General features: G+C 50.5%; 17 protein-coding genes. 4 read left to right on the top strand and 13 right to left on the bottom strand.

From position 1 onward, the window contains the following. Positions 1-367: 367 nt before the first annotated feature. From WJM45_RS08560 to WJM45_RS08525, 8 genes are all read right to left on the bottom strand, one after another. Positions 368-1,144, bottom strand: coding sequence for an ABC transporter ATP-binding protein (locus WJM45_RS08560; protein WP_341328533.1), 777 nt, complete (start codon positions 1,142-1,144; stop codon positions 368-370). Beyond that, positions 1,144-1,962: an urea ABC transporter ATP-binding protein UrtD gene (gene urtD, locus WJM45_RS08555; protein WP_341328532.1), complete on the bottom strand. Its 819-nt coding sequence runs from the start codon at positions 1,960-1,962 to the stop codon at positions 1,144-1,146. The genes WJM45_RS08560 and urtD overlap by 1 nt, the downstream gene beginning before the upstream one ends. After that, positions 1,959-3,050, bottom strand: coding sequence for an urea ABC transporter permease subunit UrtC (gene urtC, locus WJM45_RS08550; protein WP_341328531.1), 1,092 nt, complete (start codon positions 3,048-3,050; stop codon positions 1,959-1,961). The genes urtD and urtC overlap by 4 nt, the downstream gene beginning before the upstream one ends. 2 nt (positions 3,051-3,052) lie before the next feature. Then, the gene (gene urtB / locus WJM45_RS08545) at positions 3,053-4,747 is read right to left on the bottom strand and encodes an urea ABC transporter permease subunit UrtB (protein ID WP_341328530.1); all 1,695 of its coding nucleotides are present in this window, start codon (positions 4,745-4,747) and stop codon (positions 3,053-3,055) included. Positions 4,748-4,865: 118 nt separating this feature from the next. After that, positions 4,866-6,164, bottom strand: a complete 1,299-nt coding sequence (gene urtA / locus WJM45_RS08540; RefSeq protein ID WP_341328529.1) for an urea ABC transporter substrate-binding protein — start codon at positions 6,162-6,164, stop codon at positions 4,866-4,868. 24 nt (positions 6,165-6,188) lie between these two features. After that, positions 6,189-7,424 (bottom strand): hypothetical protein, encoded by a 1,236-nt coding sequence (locus WJM45_RS08535; protein ID WP_341328528.1) that lies wholly within the window; start codon positions 7,422-7,424, stop codon positions 6,189-6,191. A gap of 988 nt (positions 7,425-8,412) precedes the next feature. Further along, positions 8,413-8,964 (bottom strand): peptide deformylase, encoded by a 552-nt coding sequence (gene def / locus WJM45_RS08530; protein ID WP_341328527.1) that lies wholly within the window; start codon positions 8,962-8,964, stop codon positions 8,413-8,415. Positions 8,965-9,017: 53 nt separating this feature from the next. Then, a complete protein-coding gene (locus tag WJM45_RS08525) occupies positions 9,018-9,893 on the bottom strand; it encodes a LysR family transcriptional regulator (RefSeq protein WP_341328526.1) in 876 nt (291 codons plus the stop codon). A 117-nt stretch (positions 9,894-10,010) separates the two neighbouring features. Between WJM45_RS08525 and WJM45_RS08520 the strand changes: the two genes are divergently transcribed. The 4 genes from WJM45_RS08520 to WJM45_RS08505 all read left to right on the top strand — a co-directional run bounded on the left by WJM45_RS08520 (position 10,011) and on the right by WJM45_RS08505 (position 13,196). Further along, positions 10,011-10,337 (top strand): EthD family reductase, encoded by a 327-nt coding sequence (locus WJM45_RS08520; RefSeq protein WP_014148296.1) that lies wholly within the window; start codon positions 10,011-10,013, stop codon positions 10,335-10,337. Positions 10,338-10,359: 22 nt separating this feature from the next. Beyond that, positions 10,360-10,980, top strand: coding sequence for a hypothetical protein (locus tag WJM45_RS08515; protein ID WP_341328525.1), 621 nt, complete (start codon positions 10,360-10,362; stop codon positions 10,978-10,980). A 43-nt stretch (positions 10,981-11,023) separates the two neighbouring features. Further along, positions 11,024-11,905: a poly(3-hydroxybutyrate) depolymerase gene (locus WJM45_RS08510; RefSeq protein ID WP_341328524.1), complete on the top strand. Its 882-nt coding sequence runs from the start codon at positions 11,024-11,026 to the stop codon at positions 11,903-11,905. Between the two features lie 343 nt (positions 11,906-12,248). After that, positions 12,249-13,196, top strand: coding sequence for an MBL fold metallo-hydrolase (locus WJM45_RS08505; protein WP_341328523.1), 948 nt, complete (start codon positions 12,249-12,251; stop codon positions 13,194-13,196). Between the two features lie 773 nt (positions 13,197-13,969). Here the strand turns inward: WJM45_RS08505 and arsS are convergent. The 5 genes from arsS to WJM45_RS08480 form a co-directional block, all read right to left on the bottom strand. Then, positions 13,970-14,947 carry an arsenosugar biosynthesis radical SAM (seleno)protein ArsS gene (gene arsS / locus WJM45_RS08500; protein WP_341328522.1) on the bottom strand — a complete coding sequence of 326 codons (978 nt, stop codon included), beginning with the start codon at positions 14,945-14,947 and terminating at the stop codon, positions 13,970-13,972. Further along, positions 14,940-15,644, bottom strand: coding sequence for a TIGR04282 family arsenosugar biosynthesis glycosyltransferase (locus tag WJM45_RS08495; RefSeq protein ID WP_341328521.1), 705 nt, complete (start codon positions 15,642-15,644; stop codon positions 14,940-14,942). The genes arsS and WJM45_RS08495 overlap by 8 nt, the downstream gene beginning before the upstream one ends. Then, on the bottom strand, positions 15,644-16,690 hold the full coding sequence (locus WJM45_RS08490) for a methyltransferase domain-containing protein (RefSeq protein WP_341328520.1): 1,047 nt from the start codon (positions 16,688-16,690) through the stop codon (positions 15,644-15,646). The genes WJM45_RS08495 and WJM45_RS08490 overlap by 1 nt, the downstream gene beginning before the upstream one ends. Positions 16,691-16,911: 221 nt before the next feature. Next, positions 16,912-19,062: an FAD-dependent oxidoreductase gene (locus tag WJM45_RS08485; protein WP_341328519.1), complete on the bottom strand. Its 2,151-nt coding sequence runs from the start codon at positions 19,060-19,062 to the stop codon at positions 16,912-16,914. An 827-nt stretch (positions 19,063-19,889) separates the two neighbouring features. Further along, positions 19,890-20,714: a YbgA family protein gene (locus WJM45_RS08480; RefSeq protein WP_341328518.1), complete on the bottom strand. Its 825-nt coding sequence runs from the start codon at positions 20,712-20,714 to the stop codon at positions 19,890-19,892. Between the last annotated feature and the right edge of the window lie 195 nt (positions 20,715-20,909).

The following is a 20,909-nucleotide window of genomic DNA, read 5'->3' as shown; positions in this document are numbered from 1 at the left end:
GAGCGCTCATCGTTATACATAAGTCATAAATTATCCTTTTGCTATCTTAGCCAATGTGGCCTCGATACCATTTATTGTCACTTAACACTCTCGGCCTCGAAATCGCGATCAGGGGATCGCTCCCACGGAACATCCGCCGCCCCCTGTAGGAGCGACGCCTTCGTCGCGACAATCGAAGGCACTGACGTTCAATAAATCACAGTTTTACAAACATTACCGCTTATAGTTATTCGATAAATTCTGTACATCAAGTTTGGGGATACTTGTCTATAACGGCAAGCGTCGGAACGAGAGCAACCTTCCCGGCTCCGAAATCGCGATCTGGAACTTCGCTACCACAATGCGTGCCGATGTGCTTTTACCATCGTCACACCGTCAAATAGCGCTTGACCTTCGTTTCGTCCAATTCGCCCATCTCGCCCGCCGCGACGCTTCGCCCGCGCTCCATGATGCAGAAACGGTCGGCGACCTTGCGCGCGAACGGCAGTTTTTGTTCGACCAACAAAACCGTGACGCCCATGTCGCGGTTGATCGTCTTGATCGCTTCGCGAACCTCGTCCTTGGCCTCGTTTTTCAGCAAGGGAGTCGCAACGCCTCTAGCCTTGTTCAAGCGAATGATCACGTCGCCTATTTCGCTGACGATGTTCGGCTGTATGCCCTCGGTCGGCTCGTCCAGAATCAGCAATCTCGGATTGAGCACCAAGGCCCGCCCGATTGCCAATTGCTGCTGTTGGCCGCCGGACAGATCGCCCCCGCGCCGCCCGAGCATCTGCTTCAGCACAGGGAATATCTCGAAAATATGCTCCGGCACTTTTTTGATGCCGTGTTTTCGCGCCGCGCGCAAACCGATTTTTAGATTCTCCTCGACCGTCAGCAGCGGAAAAATCTCGCGGCCCTGCGGCACAAAACCGATGCCGAGTTCGGCGCGTTGCTCGGGTTTTAGCGGCGCGAGATCGACGCCGTCGAACAGCATTTCGCCGCTGCGCACCGGAATCAGACCCATGATACATTTCAGCAAGGTCGTTTTACCGACGCCGTTGCGTCCCATAAGGCAGACGCAACCACCTTCCGGAACCGATAGTTGCAAGTCCCACAGCGTGTGGCTTTCGCGGTAATATTGATTCAATGAATTGATGTTCAGCATTAGTCCCCCAGATACACTTGAATCACGCGAGGGTCGTTTTGTACTTCGTCCATCGTGCCCTCGGTCAATACCGAACCTTCATGCAATACTGTGACCTTGCGCGCGATCGAGCGCACGAATTCCATGTCGTGTTCGACCACGACGATCGAATGCTTGCCTTGCAACGACAGCAGCAATTCAGCGGTGCGGTCGATTTCTTGATGAGTCATGCCGGCAACCGGTTCGTCGACCAACATTACTTTCGGCTCCTGCATCAGCAACATGCCGATCTCGAGCCATTGCTTTTGTCCATGCGACAAGATCCCGGCTTGTTGTTTGCGATGCTCGATCAGTCCAATCGTCGTCAGCACCTCTTCGATGCGGTCGCGCTGCTCGCCGTTCAGTCTTGCGAATAGCACCGGCCAGGCCCCCTTGTCCGTTTTCATCGCCAATTCCAGATTGTCGAACACGCTCAAATTTTCGAACACGCTCGGCTTTTGGAACTTGCGGCAGATGCCGGCCTGCGCGATCGCCGGCTCGTCCAATTCGAGCAAATCGATGGTTTGCCCGAAAAAGACCGAACCGCTGTCGGGCTTCGTCTTGCCGGTAATCACATCCATCAGCGTCGTCTTGCCGGCTCCATTCGGTCCGATCAGGCAACGCAATTCGCCGTTGTCTATGTATAAGGACAGATTGTTCAAAGCCTTGAAGCCATCGAAACTAACGCTGACATCTTCAAGATAGAGAATCGTTTTGTGCGATACATCGAGTTCGCCGGGCTTGACAGGCCTTCTGACAAAATCGAAGGTTTTATATCGATCAAGCAAAGGCATAGTCATGTCCGCGACCCCCCGCTTTTCTTAAGCAACAAACCTGCCAATCCATTCGGCATAAATACCGTGACGAGAACGAAAGTCGCGCCCAATGTGAATAACCAAATTTCCGGAAGCAAGCCGGTCAACACCGTTTTGCCGTAATTGACCAGCATCGCGCCGATGATCGCGCCGTACAGCGTACCCCGCCCACCGATCGCGACCCAGACGACGATCTCCAACGAGTTCAACGGCGAAAATTCGCTCGGATTGATGATACCGACCTGCGGTACATACAATGCGCCGGCAATTCCGGCCAGCATCGCCGCGAACACGAATATCCAGAGCTTGAACATTTCGACCCGGTAGCCCAAAAAGCGCACGCGCGCCTCATGATCGCGCACAGCGGTCACGACACGACCCAGTTTGGTGCACGCGATCCATCTCGACAGCAAAAATGCACCAATAAGGGCAAGTCCGGAAATCATGAATAGCGTGACTCTGACCGCTTCGGATTGAATGTTGAAACCGAGGATGTCCTTGAAGTCGGTCAAGCCGTTGTTGCCGCCGAAGCCCATTTCGTTGCGGAAAAAAGCCAGCATCAAGGCATAAGTCAAAGCCTGCGTGATGATCGACAGATACACGCCGGTTACCCGAGAACGGAACGCGAGCCAACCGAACACGAAAGCCAACACACCCGGCGCCAGCAGCACCATCGGCAGCGCAAACCAGAATTGATCGAAGCCGTACCAGTACCATGGCAGTTCTTTCCAATCTAAAAACACCATGAAATCGGGCAAAATCGGATCGCCATAAACGCCGCGCTCACCAATTTGGCGCATGAGATACATCCCCATCGCATAACCGCCCAATGCGAAGAACGCACCGTGACCGAGCGCGAGGATGCCGCAATAGCCCCAAACCAAGTCGAGCGACAAGCCCAGTAACGCAAAGGTCAGATACTTGCCGAGCAAGGATACGGTATAGGCCGAAAAATGCAGCGCCGAACCGCTTGGAAAAGTTAAATTGCAAAGGGGCACCAGCGCGGTCAACGAGATCAAAGATAGCAGCACGACATTCGCCGTCTTGTCATTACTGATAAACAGACTCTTCATGCTCATGCCTCCGCCGCGCGGCCCTTTTGCGGAAACAGTCCGCGCGGGCGTTTTTGAATGAACAGAATGATGAACACCAATACCAAAATCTTCGCGAGCACCGCGCCGGCATGGGGTTCGAGTATCTTGTTGGCGATACCGAGCGAGAACCCGGCGACCAATGTGCCCCAAAGATTGCCGACGCCGCCGAAGACGACGACCATGAACGAATCGACGATATAGTTCTGCCCCAGATTCGGCCCGACATTGGTGATCTGGCTCAATGCAACACCGGCGACTCCGGCGATGCCCGAGCCCAGCCCGAAGGTCATCGCATCGACCCGGGCGGTCGGAATGCCCATCGCCTTCGCCATGTTGCGGTTTTGCGCGACGGCCCTGACTTCGAGACCCAGCCGCGTCTTCTTAAGAATTTGCAATAGCGCCGCAAATACCAGCAAGCAAAACAGCACGATGTAAAAACGATTCCAAGTCAGCGACAGAAAATCGTTGATCTGCCACGAACCGCTCATCCATACCGGCGTCGTGACGCTGCGGTTCAGCGGCGAAAAAATCGAACGCACCGTTTGCTGCAAGAACAGGCTTATGCCGAAAGTCGCCAGCAAGGTTTCGAGCGGCCGACCGTACAGAAACCGGATAATGCCTCGTTCGATCGCGACGCCGACCAGCGCCGAAATCATGAACGCCGAAGGAATCGCCAGAATTACCGACAAACCGATATGATGGGGCATGATCTGTTGCATCACATAGGTCGTATAAGCGCCGAGCATCATCAATTCTCCGTGCGCCATGTTGATCACGCCCATCACGCCGAACGTGATCGCCAGCCCGATCGCGGCCAGCACTAGCACCGCGCCGAGACTCAGCCCGAAGAACACCGTTTCGATACTGCTGTAAAACTGCAGCCGGGCGTCGATTTTTTTCAGAGCGGCCTGGGCTTTTTTCCTGACTTCGGTATCCGTTTCGATGAAATTGCCGGCGCTGTCCTTTTCGACCAATGCATTCAAGCGATTGTAGGCTTCGAGACTGTTGTATTCCTTCAAAGTGTCCATCGCGTTCAGACGGACCGATTTGTCGCTATTTTGCAGATCGTGTAGGGCAAAAATCAGACGAATTGTCGATAGCACCTCCGCGTCTTGTTCGGTCGATTCGTGCTCCTTCAACAACTCCAGCGTTTTCGCGTCGGCTGTCTTGACCATCGCATTGACCGCAGAGTGCCTGACCGAAGCATCATCCGATTGCAACTGTAGAAGAGCTATTTTCTTGCGTAGCTTGGTGCGCAAGCTGTTGGTAATGTTAACTTTCGACAAGTCAGAACGATCGACAAGACCTAAATCGGCCCCGGTCGACGCCTCGGCGATCCGGTAGCCTTGACCGACTTCGGTAGCGATCACCGCCGTTTGTTTATCACGCAATGCATATAAACGGCTATCCAACAAAGCTTCCAAAATTAGTAAAGACCTGGGATGTCCGGTCATGCTTATTTGCTCGCTGGCCTGCTCGCGATCTTTCATGCTGCCAAGAAGCAAACGCGCCAGGGCATCGGCAAACGGATCGAGAACGGTTTGGGCTTGCTGTTCCGAGACTTCCTGATTATCAGCCGTTTCAGCGGTCGACTCATCCAACGCAATACCGGGCCGGACGCATAGCATCAATAAGGCCAATAACGACATACGCCATGTGAATGAATTCGCTTTCATAAGAGTTCCTAAAATGATTGATCAATCGTAGGGTTCGCACCGCGTACCTTTTGCAGACGGTACGCGGTGCCCGGTTAGCTTATATACTTACCCTACTCTCCACTTCAGTACGGCCTGTTCAATAATTTTGCCCGGAACACTTTTTGGTTTCGGTATTGAAGTTGCCGCACAGAATTGGTGGCGTCCAGTCGGCAATGATCGGCTTACTCTCCGGCAGAAAATCCGACCAGGCGTCGCCCGGAACCAATTTATTGGTTTGCCAAACGGTCAAGAACTGGCCGTCTTCCTGAATTTCGCCGATTAATACCGGCTTGGTGATGTGGTGGTTCGGCAGCATTTTCGAGATACCGCCGGTCAGGTTCGGAGCCTCGACGCCGATGATCGCTTTTTGCACGGCATCCGGGTCGGTTGTACCGGCCTTTTCGACCGCCTTGACCCACATGTTGAAACCGATGTAATGCGCTTCCATCGGATCGTTGGTCACGCGTTTCGGATTCTTGATAAACTCGTGCCATTGCTTGATAAAGGCAGCGTTCTTGGTCGTATCGACACTCATGAAATAATTCCAAGCGGCTAGGTGACCGACCAACGGCTTGGTATCGATGCCTGATAACTCCTCTTCGCCGACCGAGAATGCAACGACCGGAATGTCCTCAGATGAAATGCCTTGATTGCCCAATTCTTTATAGAAAGGAATGTTGGCATCGCCGTTGATCGTCGAAACAACCGCCGTTTTCTTACCGGCCGAACCAAATTTCTTGATATCCGACACGATGCTTTGCCAATCGGAATGACCGAACGGCGTGTAGTTGATCATGATGTCCTTTTCATCAACGCCCTTGGCTTTCAGATAGGCCTCGAGAATCTTGTTGGTGGTGCGCGGATAGACATAGTCGGTACCGGCCAACACCCAGCGTTCGGCGCCGAAATCGTTCATCAAATAATCGACGGCCGGAATCGCCTGCTGATTCGGCGCCGCGCCGGTGTAGAACACGTTTTTCGACGATTCCTCGCCTTCGTATTGCACCGGATAGAACAACAAACCATTCAATTCCTCGACGACCGGCAATACCGATTTACGCGAGACAGAAGTCCAGCAACCGAAGATCGCCGCAACCTTGTCCTTGGTCAAGAGTTCGCGTGCTTTCTCGGCGAACAAAGGCCAGTTCGAGGCCGGGTCTACGACGACCGGTTCGAGTTTCTTGCCGAGCAAGCCGCCTTTTTTGTTCTGTTCCTCGATCAACATCAGCATCGTATCCTTGAGGGTCGTTTCGCTAATCGCCATCGTGCCCGACAATGAATGCAAGACGCCGACTTTGATCGTTTCTTCGGCGGAAGCGGTCGGAGCCGTAACTGAAAAAAACGATGCAACGGCCGCAATGCTCAATAATTTAATATTTTTCGATAGTTTCTTCATAGTCTGTTCCCGAGGTAATTGAAATTAGATTTGGTATTGGAAACCAAGAAGGAAGGCATTGGTTTGGTCGCCTGTCGCATCGTCCCTATAATTGAGTCCCTTAGTCATCAAATCGCCGTATTGCCAACTTAAACCGATTCGTGCGTTATGTCCGTCGATGACATAATTCACCCCGGCCTCGAACATATTCCGATCCGGGCTATTTTTCGGCATGACGTTGACATAACGAACGAAGGGTTGAAATTGGCCGATACCGATCGTTTGCGGAAATAAATACATGCCGCTCACGTCGTAGGCATTACCTTCGAACATCGCAAACCCGCCCCCTGCTTTTCGGCTGGCCATGCTGTAACCATTGATTCCGTAGTTCTTGTATTCCCCGTTCAAAGTAACGACACCGCCGTTCCCCAATACTTTTTCGAGCAACAGATCGATCGCCGTGCCCCTGAAATTACCGGCATCGCCGACGATACCCACTCCGTCTTCCTGATATTGATTGGAAACCGCCAAGGTCAGAATGTCTCCACCCTTGCCGTAATAAGTACCCGATGTGTAATAACCGGGATTTTTTTCGACTTCCCAGAAATTGAAAGCCAATCGTTGTGCATAGAGCAGATTGTCATCCTTGTTCGCGCCTCCTCTTAGCCCTTGAAAAATACCTAGCGCGTATTGAATGCGGCCATCCCAAACCGAACCCCAAAACGTCACACCGTCGTCACGACCGAAAGATCCCGCAGAGGTTCCGTCGTTACGTATCGTCGTGTTGAAATCAGCCGGCTCGAACGGCGTACCGCTGATCCGGTCGCCGGTGACATAAATGCTATGCACGGCACTATAAAACGGTCCGTTCATTTCGCGGCGTTCGGCTGGCACGAGCATGCGCCCGACCCACAAGTTGGCCATCGGATGAAATTCGAATTTACCGATGGCATCTAACAATCGAAGTTCACCGCCAGAATTACAGGTTTGACATTCCGAGTTGATTTCCAGCTTGATATACTCGTGAATCTGCGCATTCAAATACAAACGCATGTTATCGACGAAAAAATCGTTCGACCAATTACCGTCCGCAACCGACTCGACCGAAGTAAAGCTTGTCCTTAAACCGGCGCCAAGACTCAACCATTTGGTTTCGTCGATTTTAAAAGTCGCTCCAGCTTGCGATTCCTGCACATGACTTAACGATAACGCTGCAAAAAGTAGATACGTCAAAAAACCGTGTTTTCGCTTGTGACTGGCTAGCTTGTAAACAGTCTTCATGATCATTCCCCCAAAGAGTCAAAAAATGCACCGGTTTATACCGGCGCAGCCGAATAAGGCTGTAATCGATTATTCTTTGGCGGAAACATTTGAACAATCAGTCAAATGACTCATTAGTTAAATGACGTATAGAAGATGAAACCGAATCATTTCTTGTCGTTCAAGGAATATAACGCGTTAAAAAGTTGGATTATTCGTTATAGAAACTATTAACTAGAAAATGGTAATTATTCACCCCCCCCTCTCGTTCCCACGCTCCGGCGTGGAAATGAAGACCGAGACGCTCTAGCGTCTCGTACCGCTGGAGCGGTCCATGCAGAGCGTGGGAACGATAATTTCCGGGGGACTGAATAGTTACAGAAAATGCTTTTCACTTCGAATAGCAAGAAACGGCGTTATAGAAGCATAAAGAGGAAAATAGATTTATTGAGAATATAGACTGATCGTTAAAGGTCTTTACGAAGGCAGAAACATTGCACCCATCGAGCATCAAAACAATTTGCTGTCTCGAACTGCTGCGCTCGGGATGCCTCCCTTTGTTTATACTGCAACCGCAACCCTTTATGTGCTTGTGTTAAATGACTTGATCTTTCAGGCTGGAAACGATTTCGCTATTTTGATCCTACCTTTTAATTACTTGGAAACCCTAACCTGAGGATTTAGCATAAAATATAGACCTGACCCTGATGTACCCTGATGTACCACAAAACGCTCGTTCCCATGCTCTGCGTCGACTGCAGCGGGCAATCGGATTAAGAAACTGTAGAGAATGTATCGTTGCTCTTGTCGGGATTATCGACCTCTGGGGACGCAGAGCGTCCCGGGATGCATTCCCACGCAGAGCGTAGGAACGATGAAAAAAATTAATATATCTATCAATTTTCAGCCATAGCAAATTGTTTTATTTGGCTATTTCGTGGGGATACCTCAGGACCTGACCCTGTTCGTTGACCCTGTTCGCCGTTCTTTTAATTTTAAAAATTAATTATTACGCCGTACTACATTCGGTAATCAATTTCTGAAACTCCAGTTCCGAAACGATATCACGATTCGTTTCGACACGATCGAGATAAACCAAACCATCCAGGTGATCGTATTCATGTTGAAAAACCCTCGCGACAAAGCCTTCCAATATTTGCGTCTGACGGGCTCCCGAATCATCAAGATAACTAACACTAATACTTCGAAAGCGCGGCACTAAAGCCCGAATACCAGGAATACTCAAACAACCTTCCCAATCCTTTGCGATCTCGTTCGATAACGCATTAAATTCGGGATTGACCATCACAGTTGGATCCATAGTAGGGGCCTTAGGATATCGAGGGGTAGAACGCGAAGCGACTATCATTATCCTAAGCGATTCGCCAATTTGCGGAGCGGCCAAACCAACCCCCTCGGTACTTGCCAATGTTGCTTGCATCGCAGCAATTACATCTATCACAGACGGATCGTCGACTCGTTCGACCGGCATGGCAATTCGCCTTAGGACCTGTGCGCCGATTTGCTCGATAGCGCGGATGTTCATATTTCTATTCATCATTTTCGTTAGTCTAAAAAATCCTACAAAAAAAGCCGACTCAAAAGTCCGTTCGTCTAAAAGCCTTGTTGTAATTTTGCGATCAAGGCTTGCCGTTCAGGCTTTGGCGACACTTGCGTTTGAAATATCGCATGGATATCGCGAATTATTTCAGGATCTATCAAGTTGCGATAATCGACAAGTTCAGTATCTTTAGGGACAGAAAATTCAGGCATCAAGGCAACACCCATGCCGGCACGAACCATATTCAAAATCCATTCCTCGCTATTACTCCGATAGGCCGCATATAATTCAATATGTAAATCCCGACACACACTTTTAAGTTTTTCTCGTAACTCGCAATTGAGCCTATCGAGATAAGGTTCGGATTGCAAAGTTTTTAAATCGATGTTCTGCATTTGTTTAAATCGATGCTGATGACTGAAAGCGACAACGTAACGCTCCCGGTATAGCAATAACGACTGAAAGGGCCGGACCGGCAAAGCAATCGGCGCGCTGATCACCAGGTCGAGATAACCCGCATCCAATTGCCTCAGTAAATTACTCTCGGTATCGACAATCAACTCCAGCTCGATACGAGGAAAATCGCGTTGAAAATCAGCGAACACCGGATTCAAGCTCTGCGAACCGATCGTATTCATCATGCCGACACGAATAGGCACAGTATTCAAACGGGTAAATCGTATCGCTTCAGCCTTGATGGCCTGCGCTTCAAGAAAAATCCGGCGAAGATTCGGTTCGACCAAACGACCTAACGCAGTTAAATGGCATCCCCCTCTATCCCTTACAAAAAGTTCGCCGCCCAACTCCTCCTCAAGCTTTTTAATTGCTTGTGTCATCGATGGCTGTGAGACATAGACCGCTTGTGCTGCGCGTGTGAACGTGCCTTTATCGCAAACCGCCAGAAAGTAACGAATCTGATGCATTTCCATAACAGCTAGCCTAATTGCATAGAGAAAAACTATTCTTTCATAGAAAGCGGCTATTTTACATAATTAATAAATAGTTGTTATATAACGCAAGCTATTAAAGAACTATACGAGATACTTATGCAAGCGGCAAAGTTAATTGTCATGTATCCTAAACCGACCGACCTGGATGTCTTCGAACACCGTTATACAGAAGAGCACGTACCTATGGCCGTAGAAAAAATGGTTGGTAAAACACGCTTCGTCGCCTCATTGATAACTTCGACTGCCGATGGCAAGCCGGCGCCCTATCACCGAATAGCCGAAGTTTATTTTCCGTCGATGCCGGCTCTGGAAGCCTGTTTAAATTCAATCGGCGGGCAGGAAACGGCTAAACATGCCGTTGAAATTTCCAGCGGCGGCGCACCTTTATTCCTAATTTCCGAAGTCGAAACTGTCGACTTTTAGCCAACCCCAACAGGAGACTGTGATGAACAAAGGCATAATAACTACAAAACGTTCACGGATCTTAACCTATCGTCTTTTTTTCGAGCAGTTGTTGATCGCAGCTCCTTTACTCTCGAGCTTGATTATCGTTTCACCGGCGCATGCCCATCGGGGGGCGGTTGATGAAATCGACGCCTGCAATATCCGTGTCGGAGTCGATAGCGTCCATTTCACCGCTTACACCCCTGAGTTATCGGGCAGCAAAGGCTATTGCAATGCGATTCCGGAAGTCGGTCAAACACATTTAGTCTTTGACTACGGCGGCAAGGCGTTACGCACGATCGACGTGGAATTCGAAATCACAAAGGAGCCGGAAGGCACCCGAATTTTTCATCAAGAACCGCAAAAGGTCAAAACCGGATCGTTTAGCGGCATTGTCGACTTTAGCCAGTACGGCGCGGGAAATTATTTAGCCCATATCACGATCGTCGACAACGATAAGCAACTCGATTCGCATATCCCTTTTTCAGTAGGCCTCGAAGATCCCGACAGCTTCAATTTTAAGCCATTACTGTTCGTATTCGGTTTATCGGCTTTTGTGGTGCTGGCATTTATGTATGTGAGTAAGGATAACGATAAACCAAGCGACACGCCGGAAGCCTAATCTGAAGCGCATTTAACCCAATTTCACAATCCGGAATCCGCCAATGATTGATTTCTCGACTATCAAACTCCACCTGACCAAACGAAACATGTGGTTGGCAGCGATTTTTCTGCCACCCATTCTGTTGATGTTAATCATGTTGTTGATGGAAATCGGGAGCAGTGATTATGCTCAGATGGGCAATGCCGTTTACCGACCCGAGTCAATTCAAGGCCGATGTCAAATACAACAGCTTAAAGGGGGATCTGCCGGCGCCACCCATGGCGAATCCACTGCGGACGGTATCAAGTATAACGTACGCACACCTTTAAATTACGATCCGACATTCCCTCACCCGTTGTTATTGGTATTATCGCCTGCCGGTTCCAATCGAGCCAAAACCGAAAAAACGACCGATCTAACACTGGCGGCAACAACCGCCGGTATGATTGTCGCCTATGCCGACCATCCGCCCCTATCGCCCACCTCGACCGTTGAACTCGGCACTATTCCCGAACTCATCGCCAAAAAATGGTGTATCGACGATAAAAGAATCTATATCACCGGTCATTCCGACGGAGGCACCTCCGCCATGGCCTTGGCATTCATGTCCGGCACCAAACATATTCCAAGCGCCATTGCTCCCAGCGCGGCCGGTATCAATTATCAGGACTTGCGCCAACGCCGCTGCCCCGACCCGATACCGGCCATGATCATGCATAGCGCAAAAGACAAGCTGTTTCCGGGTTATGGAAAGGAATCGGCGGGGTGGTGGGCGACATGCAACCAATGCGACCCGATTCCCGAACCTCTCGATAACGGATGTAGTGCTTACACGAACTGCGCTAGCGGTATAAAAACCTGGTATTGCGAAGGCGATAAACCGCATTCGCAATGGCCGGATATCAACGCGATATTGATCGATTTCTTTGTTTCATCAGACTAAGGATTTGGTAACTTAATTGGCAGGTGTCGGCGGCATGGCAGATTTTTTGCTCCTCGGCAATTGCTGAGTTACATGGATGTAATGAATGCAGAAAATGCAGGAGCATTTTTCTGCCCTGCATTGCCCTAATACACGCCATCCATGGCGTAATGCAAAATCTGCATTCATCCAGCACTTAAATTCCAAAGGTCGTTGGCTATGAATTTAGGTTCTGGGTTCACGGCGCCCTTTGATGCCCCCCACCCTGCGTCGAATTTTGATCTCCGATGAGTAATATACGACCTTTCCTTTGTCAATTCGAGCCGCACCCAAATCATCCGAAAACAGCACTCAGGAGACGAACATGAATCGAGCCAAACTCCAAACTTTAGCATTCGCCTTGACGATTAGCCTGACGATCTTAGTTTTGGTCGCTTATTCATCAACTGCAGCCTCTCGATCAAAGGTTCAATTACAAGTGTTGGGTGCCGGCGGCCCTGAAATCAACGACCGTCGCGCGGGGAGCTCTTATTTGCTGCGGATCGACGATAAAGCCGTAGTCATGATCGATACCGGCCCCGGTAGCAGTCTTAATTTCGAAAAAGCCGGCGCTGATTTCAACGATTTGCAGGCCCTGTTATACACGCATTTTCATGTCGATCACAGTAGCGATTTTCCAGCCTTGGTAAAAGGCTCCTATTTTACCGACCGAAAAAAAGACTTACCTGTCTATGGTCCATCAGGCAACGACCTTATGCCTTCGACAAAGGAATTTATAGATAAATTGTTCGGTAAAAGCGGCATCTACCGTTATTTAAACGAATACATCAACCCCGACAGCCAAAGTAATTATAAAATACAAGCTCACAACGTCCGTTTCGCTAAAAATAAGATACAAACATTCAACATTTCACCGAATTTATCCATCAGCGCCATATCCGTACATCATGGCCCCTTGCCCGCTTTAGCCTGGCGTATCGACGCAGAAGACTGCAGCATCGTCATCTCAGGCGACAGCAGCAATGAATACAATACCTTAATTAAGCTTGCTGAAGGCTCCGATCTGCTGATCGCCCATCATGCCATCCCTGAACAGGCTACTGGAGCCGCTCGTAATCTGCACATGCCGCCTTCGGAAATCGGCAAAATCGCACGAGCCGCAAAGGTCAAGCATTTAGTCTTATCCCACCGCATGCGGCGAACCGAAGGTTCGGAAGAAGAAACCTCGGCAATCATACGCAAGCACTTTCCGGGACCGATCGATTTTGCCGACGATTTGGAGAATTACCCATTGACCGGCTGTGGAAAATAGCTGTTGACCGTTTCTAAGGTATTATCCTACTCCCTTTATACTCAAAAATTAGTTAACTTTATGAAGGTATGGGGTGTGGCTAGCGAGGATGTCGGCAGCAGAGAACGCTGCCGTCAAGCCCCCATGGATGGGTTTACGGCGGTCCTCGATAGACACATCCCATACCTTTTATTCTAAGACGATTTTTCAATCAAAAGGGAGTAGAAAAAGCATTTCACCATGAAGATCATGAAGAATAGGAAGTTAATTCAATAGCTTATTACGCGTTTGTATAGAACTTTCGCTCACCAAAAAGGTTAGCGAGAAGGATTTGGTAAGTTCTTGGAATCCTTCATGAACTTCTTGTGCTTCATGGTTAAACTGCCGAATTCAGGATTATACCTTTCGCACTTCAAATTTCGGCAGTGCCAGGAGGAGTCACCTGGGTGTCCGATAAAGACTTTGCCAGCATGGAGCTGGCATAGAGCCTACATGGACGTATTTACCCAGCACCTAAATAAGCCATGATTTTGAATCATTGCCAAAGACCTATGGAATTCATCCAGCACCTAAATTAGTCATGATATTAAACATAGCCAATCGGCTATGGAATTTAGGTGCTGGGTTTACGGCGTCCTTTGACGGGCACCCCGGCGCCGAATTTTAATCTGCGATGAGTATATATTCCTGCCATTGTTGTTCGGCGGCGCGGAAAAATGGAGCTTGGATCATGCAATCGAGCGCGTTTTTAGCCGAACCGTTTGATGTCGTCAACGAGATATTTACCGCTTGGATTAGAGCGCACCGCCGCAACTCGAACCTTGGCCTGCGGTGCAGCCGAAACAATGATCGGCCACTTGTATCGGCGCCGAATCCAGGTCTTCAGACAACAAATCGCCGATATGAACCGGATTTTTGCCGCCCAGCGGCAAATCCAACATTTGATTGAAATCGCAGTCATAGACGAAACCTTGCCAATCGATGCTCAACAAGCTTTTGCACATGACCTTGCTAAGGTTTTCCGGTCGATAGGCGTCCTTGAGCAATCGCAGATAGTCGTCAAAGATCTGCCGGCTATCGGTTTCATGCTTGCCGCCCGCCATCAGTACCGCACCGAAACGTTGTATCGGCATGTTGGTAATGGCCAACAGGCGATTGAAAACGATACCGAATTCCTGTAACAAATGATCCCGGTATTGCTGCTCCAACGCTTCCTGCGGCGGCGGCAGCACCGGGCCCTGCGGATTGAATACCAGATTCAGCGACAAGCCGCTGTCCGGGTGGCCGTAACCGAGTTCGTTGAGTCGTTTGAGCGCGGCAATCGAGGCCGAAAATACCCCTTTGCCGCGCTGCGCGTCGACGTTATCGCCGATATAGCAAGGCAAGGACGCAATGATTTCGACCTGCTGTCCGGCCAGGAATTCGGCGACCCATTCGTAACCCGGCTCGACCAAAATGGTCGGATTGCAGCGGTCGATGACGTGCAGGCCTTGCCGCCTAGCGGTCTCGACCAGCCAGCGAAAATCCGGATTCATTTCCGGCGATCCGCCGGTCAGATCCAAGGTCTGTATGGTTTGTTTTTCGGCGAATTGCAACGTTTTTTCCATGACTTCGCGCGTCATCAACTCGGTACGCTTAGGCCCCGCGTTGACATGGCAATGGACGCAGCTCAGATTGCAGAGATAACCCAGATTCATCTGCAGCGTCGTCAACTGCGCTCTGCGTAATGCCGGAAACCGGCTATTCAACAATAAAGGTTTGACGTTATACATAAACCGCCTCGTCGGGTAGCGCTGCCGGTCCGGACAAAAACCGTGCGAGCTCGACCTGTTCCCGTGTCGGTACCGACAATGCTTGCAGCGCTTTGAGCAGCACCGGTAAATCGGACGGTTCGTCGGCATCTTGCAAGGTTCGCAGCGTTTGCACTTCGCCCCATTGTTTGACGGCATTGAAAAAATGCGCGCCGATCTCGGCGGTGCTGTATTCGACATCGGTCCACAACCGACCGGGCAGCGCGCAATTGCCGCCGAACAGCCAAAAGCCGCCGTCAAGACTCGGCCCGAACGCAAACCGGGCTTGCTCGTCGTGAGCAAGCCAGCTTGAAGCTTGCTGCAAGTCGGCAACGGTCATTTGCGGGATATCCGCTCCTACCAACACGACGAAATCATGATTTTGCAATAAGTGCTCGTACACTCGACGCATACGCTCGCCCAAACCGCCCTCGCCTTGCCACAGACACGGCATGCCTCGCCAGATTCCGTTCGTCGCCGCGATTTCTTCGGCCACGGCATAATAACCTTGCATCGTAGCCAGCCGCTCCGTTGCGTTGATAATCGCCGCCGTCGTCCGAGCGGCCAGCCAATGAAACTGCTCGGCCCTATCGGTCCCAATTTTGACCGCCAAGCGCGTTTTGACCGGCGAGAGCCTCGGGGTTTTGACGAATAAGGCTATCGCGCCGCGTGCGGTCATCAGCAACACGCCGCGCCGGAAGTTAGATTCGTGCTGCTGTTTGGCGGTGCGCAGTCGAACAGGCCGAAATGCACGCTTTTGTCGCCTAATAGCTCGAAATGACGGCCGTAGCGGCTGCCGCCGAGCATGTCGGCGGTATTGCCGCACACGCGCAAGGGCCTTCCGGTTTCGAAATGATGATGATCGTCCAGATCAAAAAAGTGCGGGTGACCTGCGATCGTGCCTCGGTAAGTCGCGACTTGCCCGAAATCTTCGCAGCGGTCTTCGAGCGGCATTTTGAATGCCCGTATCGTGATCGAACGAAACTCGATCATGCCGATTTTGGCATGCACCTCGTCATCATCGATATCGATCGGGCTTTCGCTGACGATACGCACATCGGGACAACCGAGATCCTGCAAGGCGCGGCGAAAATCCTCCCAATAAAACGCCCCGGCCAGACACTCGCCAAGCAATACCGGTTCCAGTTTGAGCGCTTCGGGGATGCGCCGGTCGGCATAAACATCGGAAAAATACAATTCGCCGCCGGGCTTGAGTACTCGGAAAATTTCCGACAGCACGCGCCGCTTGTCCGGCGACAAGTTGACGACGCAATTCGACACGACCACGTCGATCGAGTTGTCGGCGATACCGAGCGAGGCCAAATCCTCTATATAGCCCTGCCTGAACTCGACATTCGAACGTGCATAACCGTAACGTTCGGCATGCCAATCGCGATATGTTCGCGCGATATCGAGTTGTTCATCGGTCATATCGACGCCGATGACCCGCCCGTTCTCGCCGACCAGCCGGGACAACAAATAACAATCGCGCCCGGTCCCGCAGCCCAGGTCCAAGACCGTGCGGCCTTCGAGCGCTGGCGGCAGCGGCGAACCGCAGCCGTAAAAGCGCTCGACGACTTCGGGATGGACATCCTTGAGTAAAGTGCGCAAATGCTTTGGAAAGGCATCGGCCGTGCAACAAGCGCTGGTTTTCAAATCCTGGCTGGAGCCCAGCACTTTGCCGTAGTAGTTTTTTATCGAATCGGTTATCGCGGTTTCGTTCATGACTATACCTATCAAACTTCAAATATCGGCATTAACCTATGGAAGTGCCGGCGTATTCAGCAAAGGCTTTGCTAGCAGGACCGATTTTTGCTCTCGGCAAAATCGGTATTACCAACCTCCGTGACGTTCAAATGCTATCACAAAGCCTATATGGATGTATTCATGGCACCCTTTGACGCCCCAACACCGAATCTCGACTAGCAAATGGTATAAGCAAAACCTTAGCCGTTCCTACGCCATGCATGATAACAACTCAGCCAGCGCAGCAGTTGTTTCGGCGCATGCGCGCGCTTCCAAACGCCGGCCGCGTATTTGTTGGCTTCGGCGAGGGTCGGGTAGACATGGATCGTGCCGAGAATTTTGTTCAGGCCGATGCCGTGTTTCATCGCCAAAACGAATTCGGCGATCAAATCGCCAGCATGCTCGCCGACTATCGTCACGCCCAGAATTTTGTCCTTGCCGGGCTCGGTCAGCACTTTGACGAAGCCGTGCGCCTCGCCGTCGGCGATCGCTCGGTCCAGTTCGTCGATACCGTAAGTCACGACTTCATAGGGAATGTTTTGCTGCTCGGCTTCTTGCTCGTTTAGGCCGACCCGCGCGACTTCGGGGTCCGTGAAGGTTGACCACGGAATCACCGAATAATCGGTACGGAATTTCTTGAACGTGCCGAACAAGGCATTGACGGCGGCATACCAAGCCTGATGCGCGGCGACATGAGTGAATTGATAAGGACCTGTAACATCGCCGACCGCATAGATGTTCGGATAATTGGTAGCCTGAAACGGATCGGTTGCTATGGTTTTGCGCGGCGACAGCGTAATGCCCAGTGCCTCGACGCCATAGCCTTCGATATTCGCGGCCCGTCCGATCGCGACCAGCACTTGATCGAACGGGATGTTGACCGTGTTTCCTTCGTATTCGGCGATCAGGATTTTTTCGCCGTTGTCGATGATGAATTCCTTCGCGGTATGTTCCAATCTCAAATCGACGCCATCCTGTCTAAAACTTGCCACCACCGCTTCCGACGCTTCCGGGTCTTCGCGGGCTAACAGGCGCGGCGCCATTTCCACTAGCGTCACCCGGCTTCCGAGACGGGCGAAACATTGCGCCAATTCGCAGCCGATCGGTCCGCCGCCGAGTACCAATAAGCGTTTCGGTAATTCGCGCATGTTCCACAAGTTGTCGGACGTCAGCGGTTCGATGCTGTCTATACCGGGTATCGGGGGCACGAAAGGTCGGGCGCCCGCGGCTATGACGATCGCTCGCGTCGTCAGCGTTTTACCGCCTTCGGCCATTTCGACCCGAACTTCCCAGGGCGAGATGATTTTCGCCTCGCCGGTCACGACCTCGACGCCGAGTTCGGTATAGCGTTCGATCGAATCGTGCGGCTCGACCTTTTCGATGACCGATTTCACGCGCGCCATCACATCGGCGAAATCGAAATCGGCGCTGCTCTGTCTGATGCCGAACTCTTCGGCGCGCCGGTGCTGGGCCAGCCATTTTGCCGAACGAATCAGCGCTTTCGACGGCACGCAACCGGTATTGAGGCAATCGCCGCCCATTTTGTGCTTTTCGACCAGGGTGACCTTGGCCTTGACCGCCGCGGCAATGTAGGCGGTCACCAATCCGCCCGAGCCGGCACCGATCACGACGATATTGTTATCGAAACGCGCCGGCTTCGGCCAATCGGCGAAGACTTTTCGGGCTTGTATCTGCTCGACGATTTTCTTGGTCAGTAACGGAAAAAGGCCTAATAACGCGAACGAACCGAGCAAAGCCGGCGACAAAATATCCGACAGCGATTCGATCCGCGCAAGCTGTGTGCCGGCATTGACGTAGACCAACGTGCCGGCCAGCATGCCGACTTGGCTAACCCAGTAAAATGTCGATAGGCGAATGGCGGTCAAGCCCATGGCCAGATTGATCATGAAAAACGGAAACAACGGAATCAAGCGTAGCGTGAACAGATAAAACGGACCGTCCCGTTCGATTCCGGCATCGATCGTTCGTATCGCCGAGCCGAAGCGGTCTTTGACGAAATCGCGAAACAAAAAGCGCGCCGCCAGAAAAGCCAGTGTCGCGCCGATCGTCGAAGCAAACGATACAATCACGGTGCCCCACAGTATGCCGAATAGCGCGCCTCCGGCCAAGGTCATTACTGCCGCACCGGGTAAAGACAGTGCCGTGACCAGAACATAAATCAGTGCATAAACAAAGGCCGTGGCGACTGGTTGCGCGGCGATGCGGGCTTCGATCGCGGCCTGGTGCGTTTTCAGTTCATGCAGTGTTAGATAGTCGTGATATCCGAAATAAAAAAAGGCGCCGATCAACAGCGCGATCACCGTTATCACTATCAACTTCTGGACTTTCATCGTGTAATTCCTGGTCGTTGCAAGGGTTGGAGTCTCCAAAAGGAGTGTTTAATCCTAGAAAAAGCATTTCACCATGAAGATTATGAAGAATAAGAAGTTAACTCAATAACTTGTCATTCGTTTATGAACAACTTTCGCTCACCCGAAAGGTTAGCTGCAATGTTTAGGTAATCTATTGAAATACTTCATGTGCTTCATCCTAAAAAAAGCATTTCACCATGAAGATCATGAAGAATAGGAAGTTAATTCAATAGCTTATTACGCGTTTGTATAGAACTTTCGCTCACCAAAAAGGTTAGCGAGAAGGATGTGGTAAGTTCTTGGAATCCTTCATGAACTTCATGTGCTTCATGGTTAAACTGCCGAATTCAGGTTCATGGTTGAGCTGCCGAATTTAGGTTAATAGTTGAGTCGACTGTGACTGCAAGTTCCTTACAGCGAAACTGTCGGAAGGGGGATTGGTGGCTCGATTGACAGGTGTCGGCGACAGGGCAGATTTTTGCTCCTGCAAAATCTGCATTCACCCAGCACCTAAATCCCATAGCTCGTTGGCTATGGTTAACTTCCTTTGATAATTTAGGTGCTGGGTTCACGGCGTCCTGTCAAGCGAGTCACCAAACCGCCGCAAAGCCTACTACTTGTATAAGTTATTTTGTGCATATTCCTTAGGGTATGCTACGCCTACCTTATATCGGCGTAGAGCTACACGTTAGAGCACGTTAAACTATAGAAGAGACTACTGTGGTAGGCACAGCGTACCCTACAGTCTTCAAGTTTCAAGATTGGTGTAGTATTAATTTCGACTATTAACGCGAACATAGCTATTTTTAAGGATTAACAGAACCCAATGCGCTCGGATAAGGGGAAAAATAATACGACGATTGAATATAGGGATCCGGCGATTTTCGAAAATGATGCTTCAACAAGATTATTGGAGCAATGAGAGGTACTTCGTAGTTCCGGTAACTGTCGATCAATTCGCACAGTTCGGCTTTATCGTCGCGACTGATGTCTTTTTTTAAATGTCCTTGAATATGTTGCAAAACATTGACGTGATTAGCCCGGGTCGGCATCGTCAATAACATGCTCATCAGCTGCAAAATATATTGATCGGCAATCTCGGTTAAATTGTCTTTGCTCAAGCCAGCCAATAATTGCCCGAGATCCCGATAGTCGCCGTGACTCATGATGATTAATTTATGCCTCGCATGAAAATCTATCAAGACACGGGCGCTAAGACCTTCTTTCAACAACCTTTGCCAGCGATACATAACATAAACCCGCTTGAAAAAAAGATCGCGTAAACAAGGATCTTGTAGCCGGATAGATTCTTCGATAGGTACCAACGGAAATCGATGCATGATTCTCAATGTTTCGATCGCCAAACCCTCAAATGCGCCCCCCGTTGTTGTAACTGCTTGCTCCGGTCTTTTCATAATATAACCGCAAACTCCAACCATCATATCCGTGCCGAAATCGGAAATAGCCGAAACGTCTTGAGCCAATAGCGATTTTTCTTCCTCGTCAGAAAATGGCTTCCACTCAAAAAAACTCTCTAGCACTTCGCTAATCACACTATCGCGATTAGCCACTTCTTTTTCTCCGGGTTGGTCAAGCAAACAACCACTGATGCCCAATGGGATTTTATTCATAGCAGTCGATACCTAATTGAATCATATTGGAAATTTTCGGTTTTAGCGGGAATATAATGAGTATGCTTCCTTGAGCCACTCGGTCGGGAACTGGGGTCATGAAAATTGCCTACTATTTACCGATTCATCATCAATAAGAGTGTTTTTCTATTCCATTGAGAGATGAATAAACTTCCTCCTGCGGGACAAGTTATT

This window comes from Methylotuvimicrobium sp. KM2, assembly GCF_038051925.1.
Lineage (GTDB): Bacteria > Pseudomonadota > Gammaproteobacteria > Methylococcales > Methylomonadaceae > Methylotuvimicrobium.
The sequence above is the reverse complement of the archived record's forward strand: the minus strand, read 5'-3'. Positions and strand labels throughout refer to the sequence as shown.

Excerpts from the sequence above, each read along its gene's own strand:
- WJM45_RS08485 (WP_341328519.1), bottom strand. The coding sequence starts at position 19,062 with ATGAAAGTCCAGAAGTTGATAGTGATAACGGTGATCGCGCTGTTGATC.
- urtD (WP_341328532.1), bottom strand. The coding sequence starts at position 1,962 with ATGACTATGCCTTTGCTTGATCGATATAAAACCTTCGATTTTGTCAGA.
- WJM45_RS08510 (WP_341328524.1), top strand. The coding sequence starts at position 11,024 with ATGATTGATTTCTCGACTATCAAACTCCACCTGACCAAACGAAACATG.
- WJM45_RS08525 (WP_341328526.1), bottom strand. The coding sequence starts at position 9,893 with ATGGAAATGCATCAGATTCGTTACTTTCTGGCGGTTTGCGATAAAGGC.
- WJM45_RS08495 (WP_341328521.1), bottom strand. The coding sequence starts at position 15,644 with ATGACCGCACGCGGCGCGATAGCCTTATTCGTCAAAACCCCGAGGCTC.
- urtB (WP_341328530.1), bottom strand. The coding sequence starts at position 4,747 with ATGAAAGCGAATTCATTCACATGGCGTATGTCGTTATTGGCCTTATTG.
- def (WP_341328527.1), bottom strand. The coding sequence starts at position 8,964 with ATGATGAATAGAAATATGAACATCCGCGCTATCGAGCAAATCGGCGCA.
- arsS (WP_341328522.1), bottom strand. The coding sequence starts at position 14,947 with ATGTATAACGTCAAACCTTTATTGTTGAATAGCCGGTTTCCGGCATTA.
- WJM45_RS08480 (WP_341328518.1), bottom strand. The coding sequence starts at position 20,714 with ATGAATAAAATCCCATTGGGCATCAGTGGTTGTTTGCTTGACCAACCC.
- WJM45_RS08505 (WP_341328523.1), top strand. The coding sequence starts at position 12,249 with ATGAATCGAGCCAAACTCCAAACTTTAGCATTCGCCTTGACGATTAGC.
- WJM45_RS08520 (WP_014148296.1), top strand. The coding sequence starts at position 10,011 with ATGCAAGCGGCAAAGTTAATTGTCATGTATCCTAAACCGACCGACCTG.
- WJM45_RS08560 (WP_341328533.1), bottom strand. The coding sequence starts at position 1,144 with ATGCTGAACATCAATTCATTGAATCAATATTACCGCGAAAGCCACACG.
- urtC (WP_341328531.1), bottom strand. The coding sequence starts at position 3,050 with ATGAAGAGTCTGTTTATCAGTAATGACAAGACGGCGAATGTCGTGCTG.
- WJM45_RS08535 (WP_341328528.1), bottom strand. The coding sequence starts at position 7,424 with ATGAAGACTGTTTACAAGCTAGCCAGTCACAAGCGAAAACACGGTTTT.
- WJM45_RS08515 (WP_341328525.1), top strand. The coding sequence starts at position 10,360 with ATGAACAAAGGCATAATAACTACAAAACGTTCACGGATCTTAACCTAT.
- WJM45_RS08490 (WP_341328520.1), bottom strand. The coding sequence starts at position 16,690 with ATGAACGAAACCGCGATAACCGATTCGATAAAAAACTACTACGGCAAA.
- urtA (WP_341328529.1), bottom strand. The coding sequence starts at position 6,164 with ATGAAGAAACTATCGAAAAATATTAAATTATTGAGCATTGCGGCCGTT.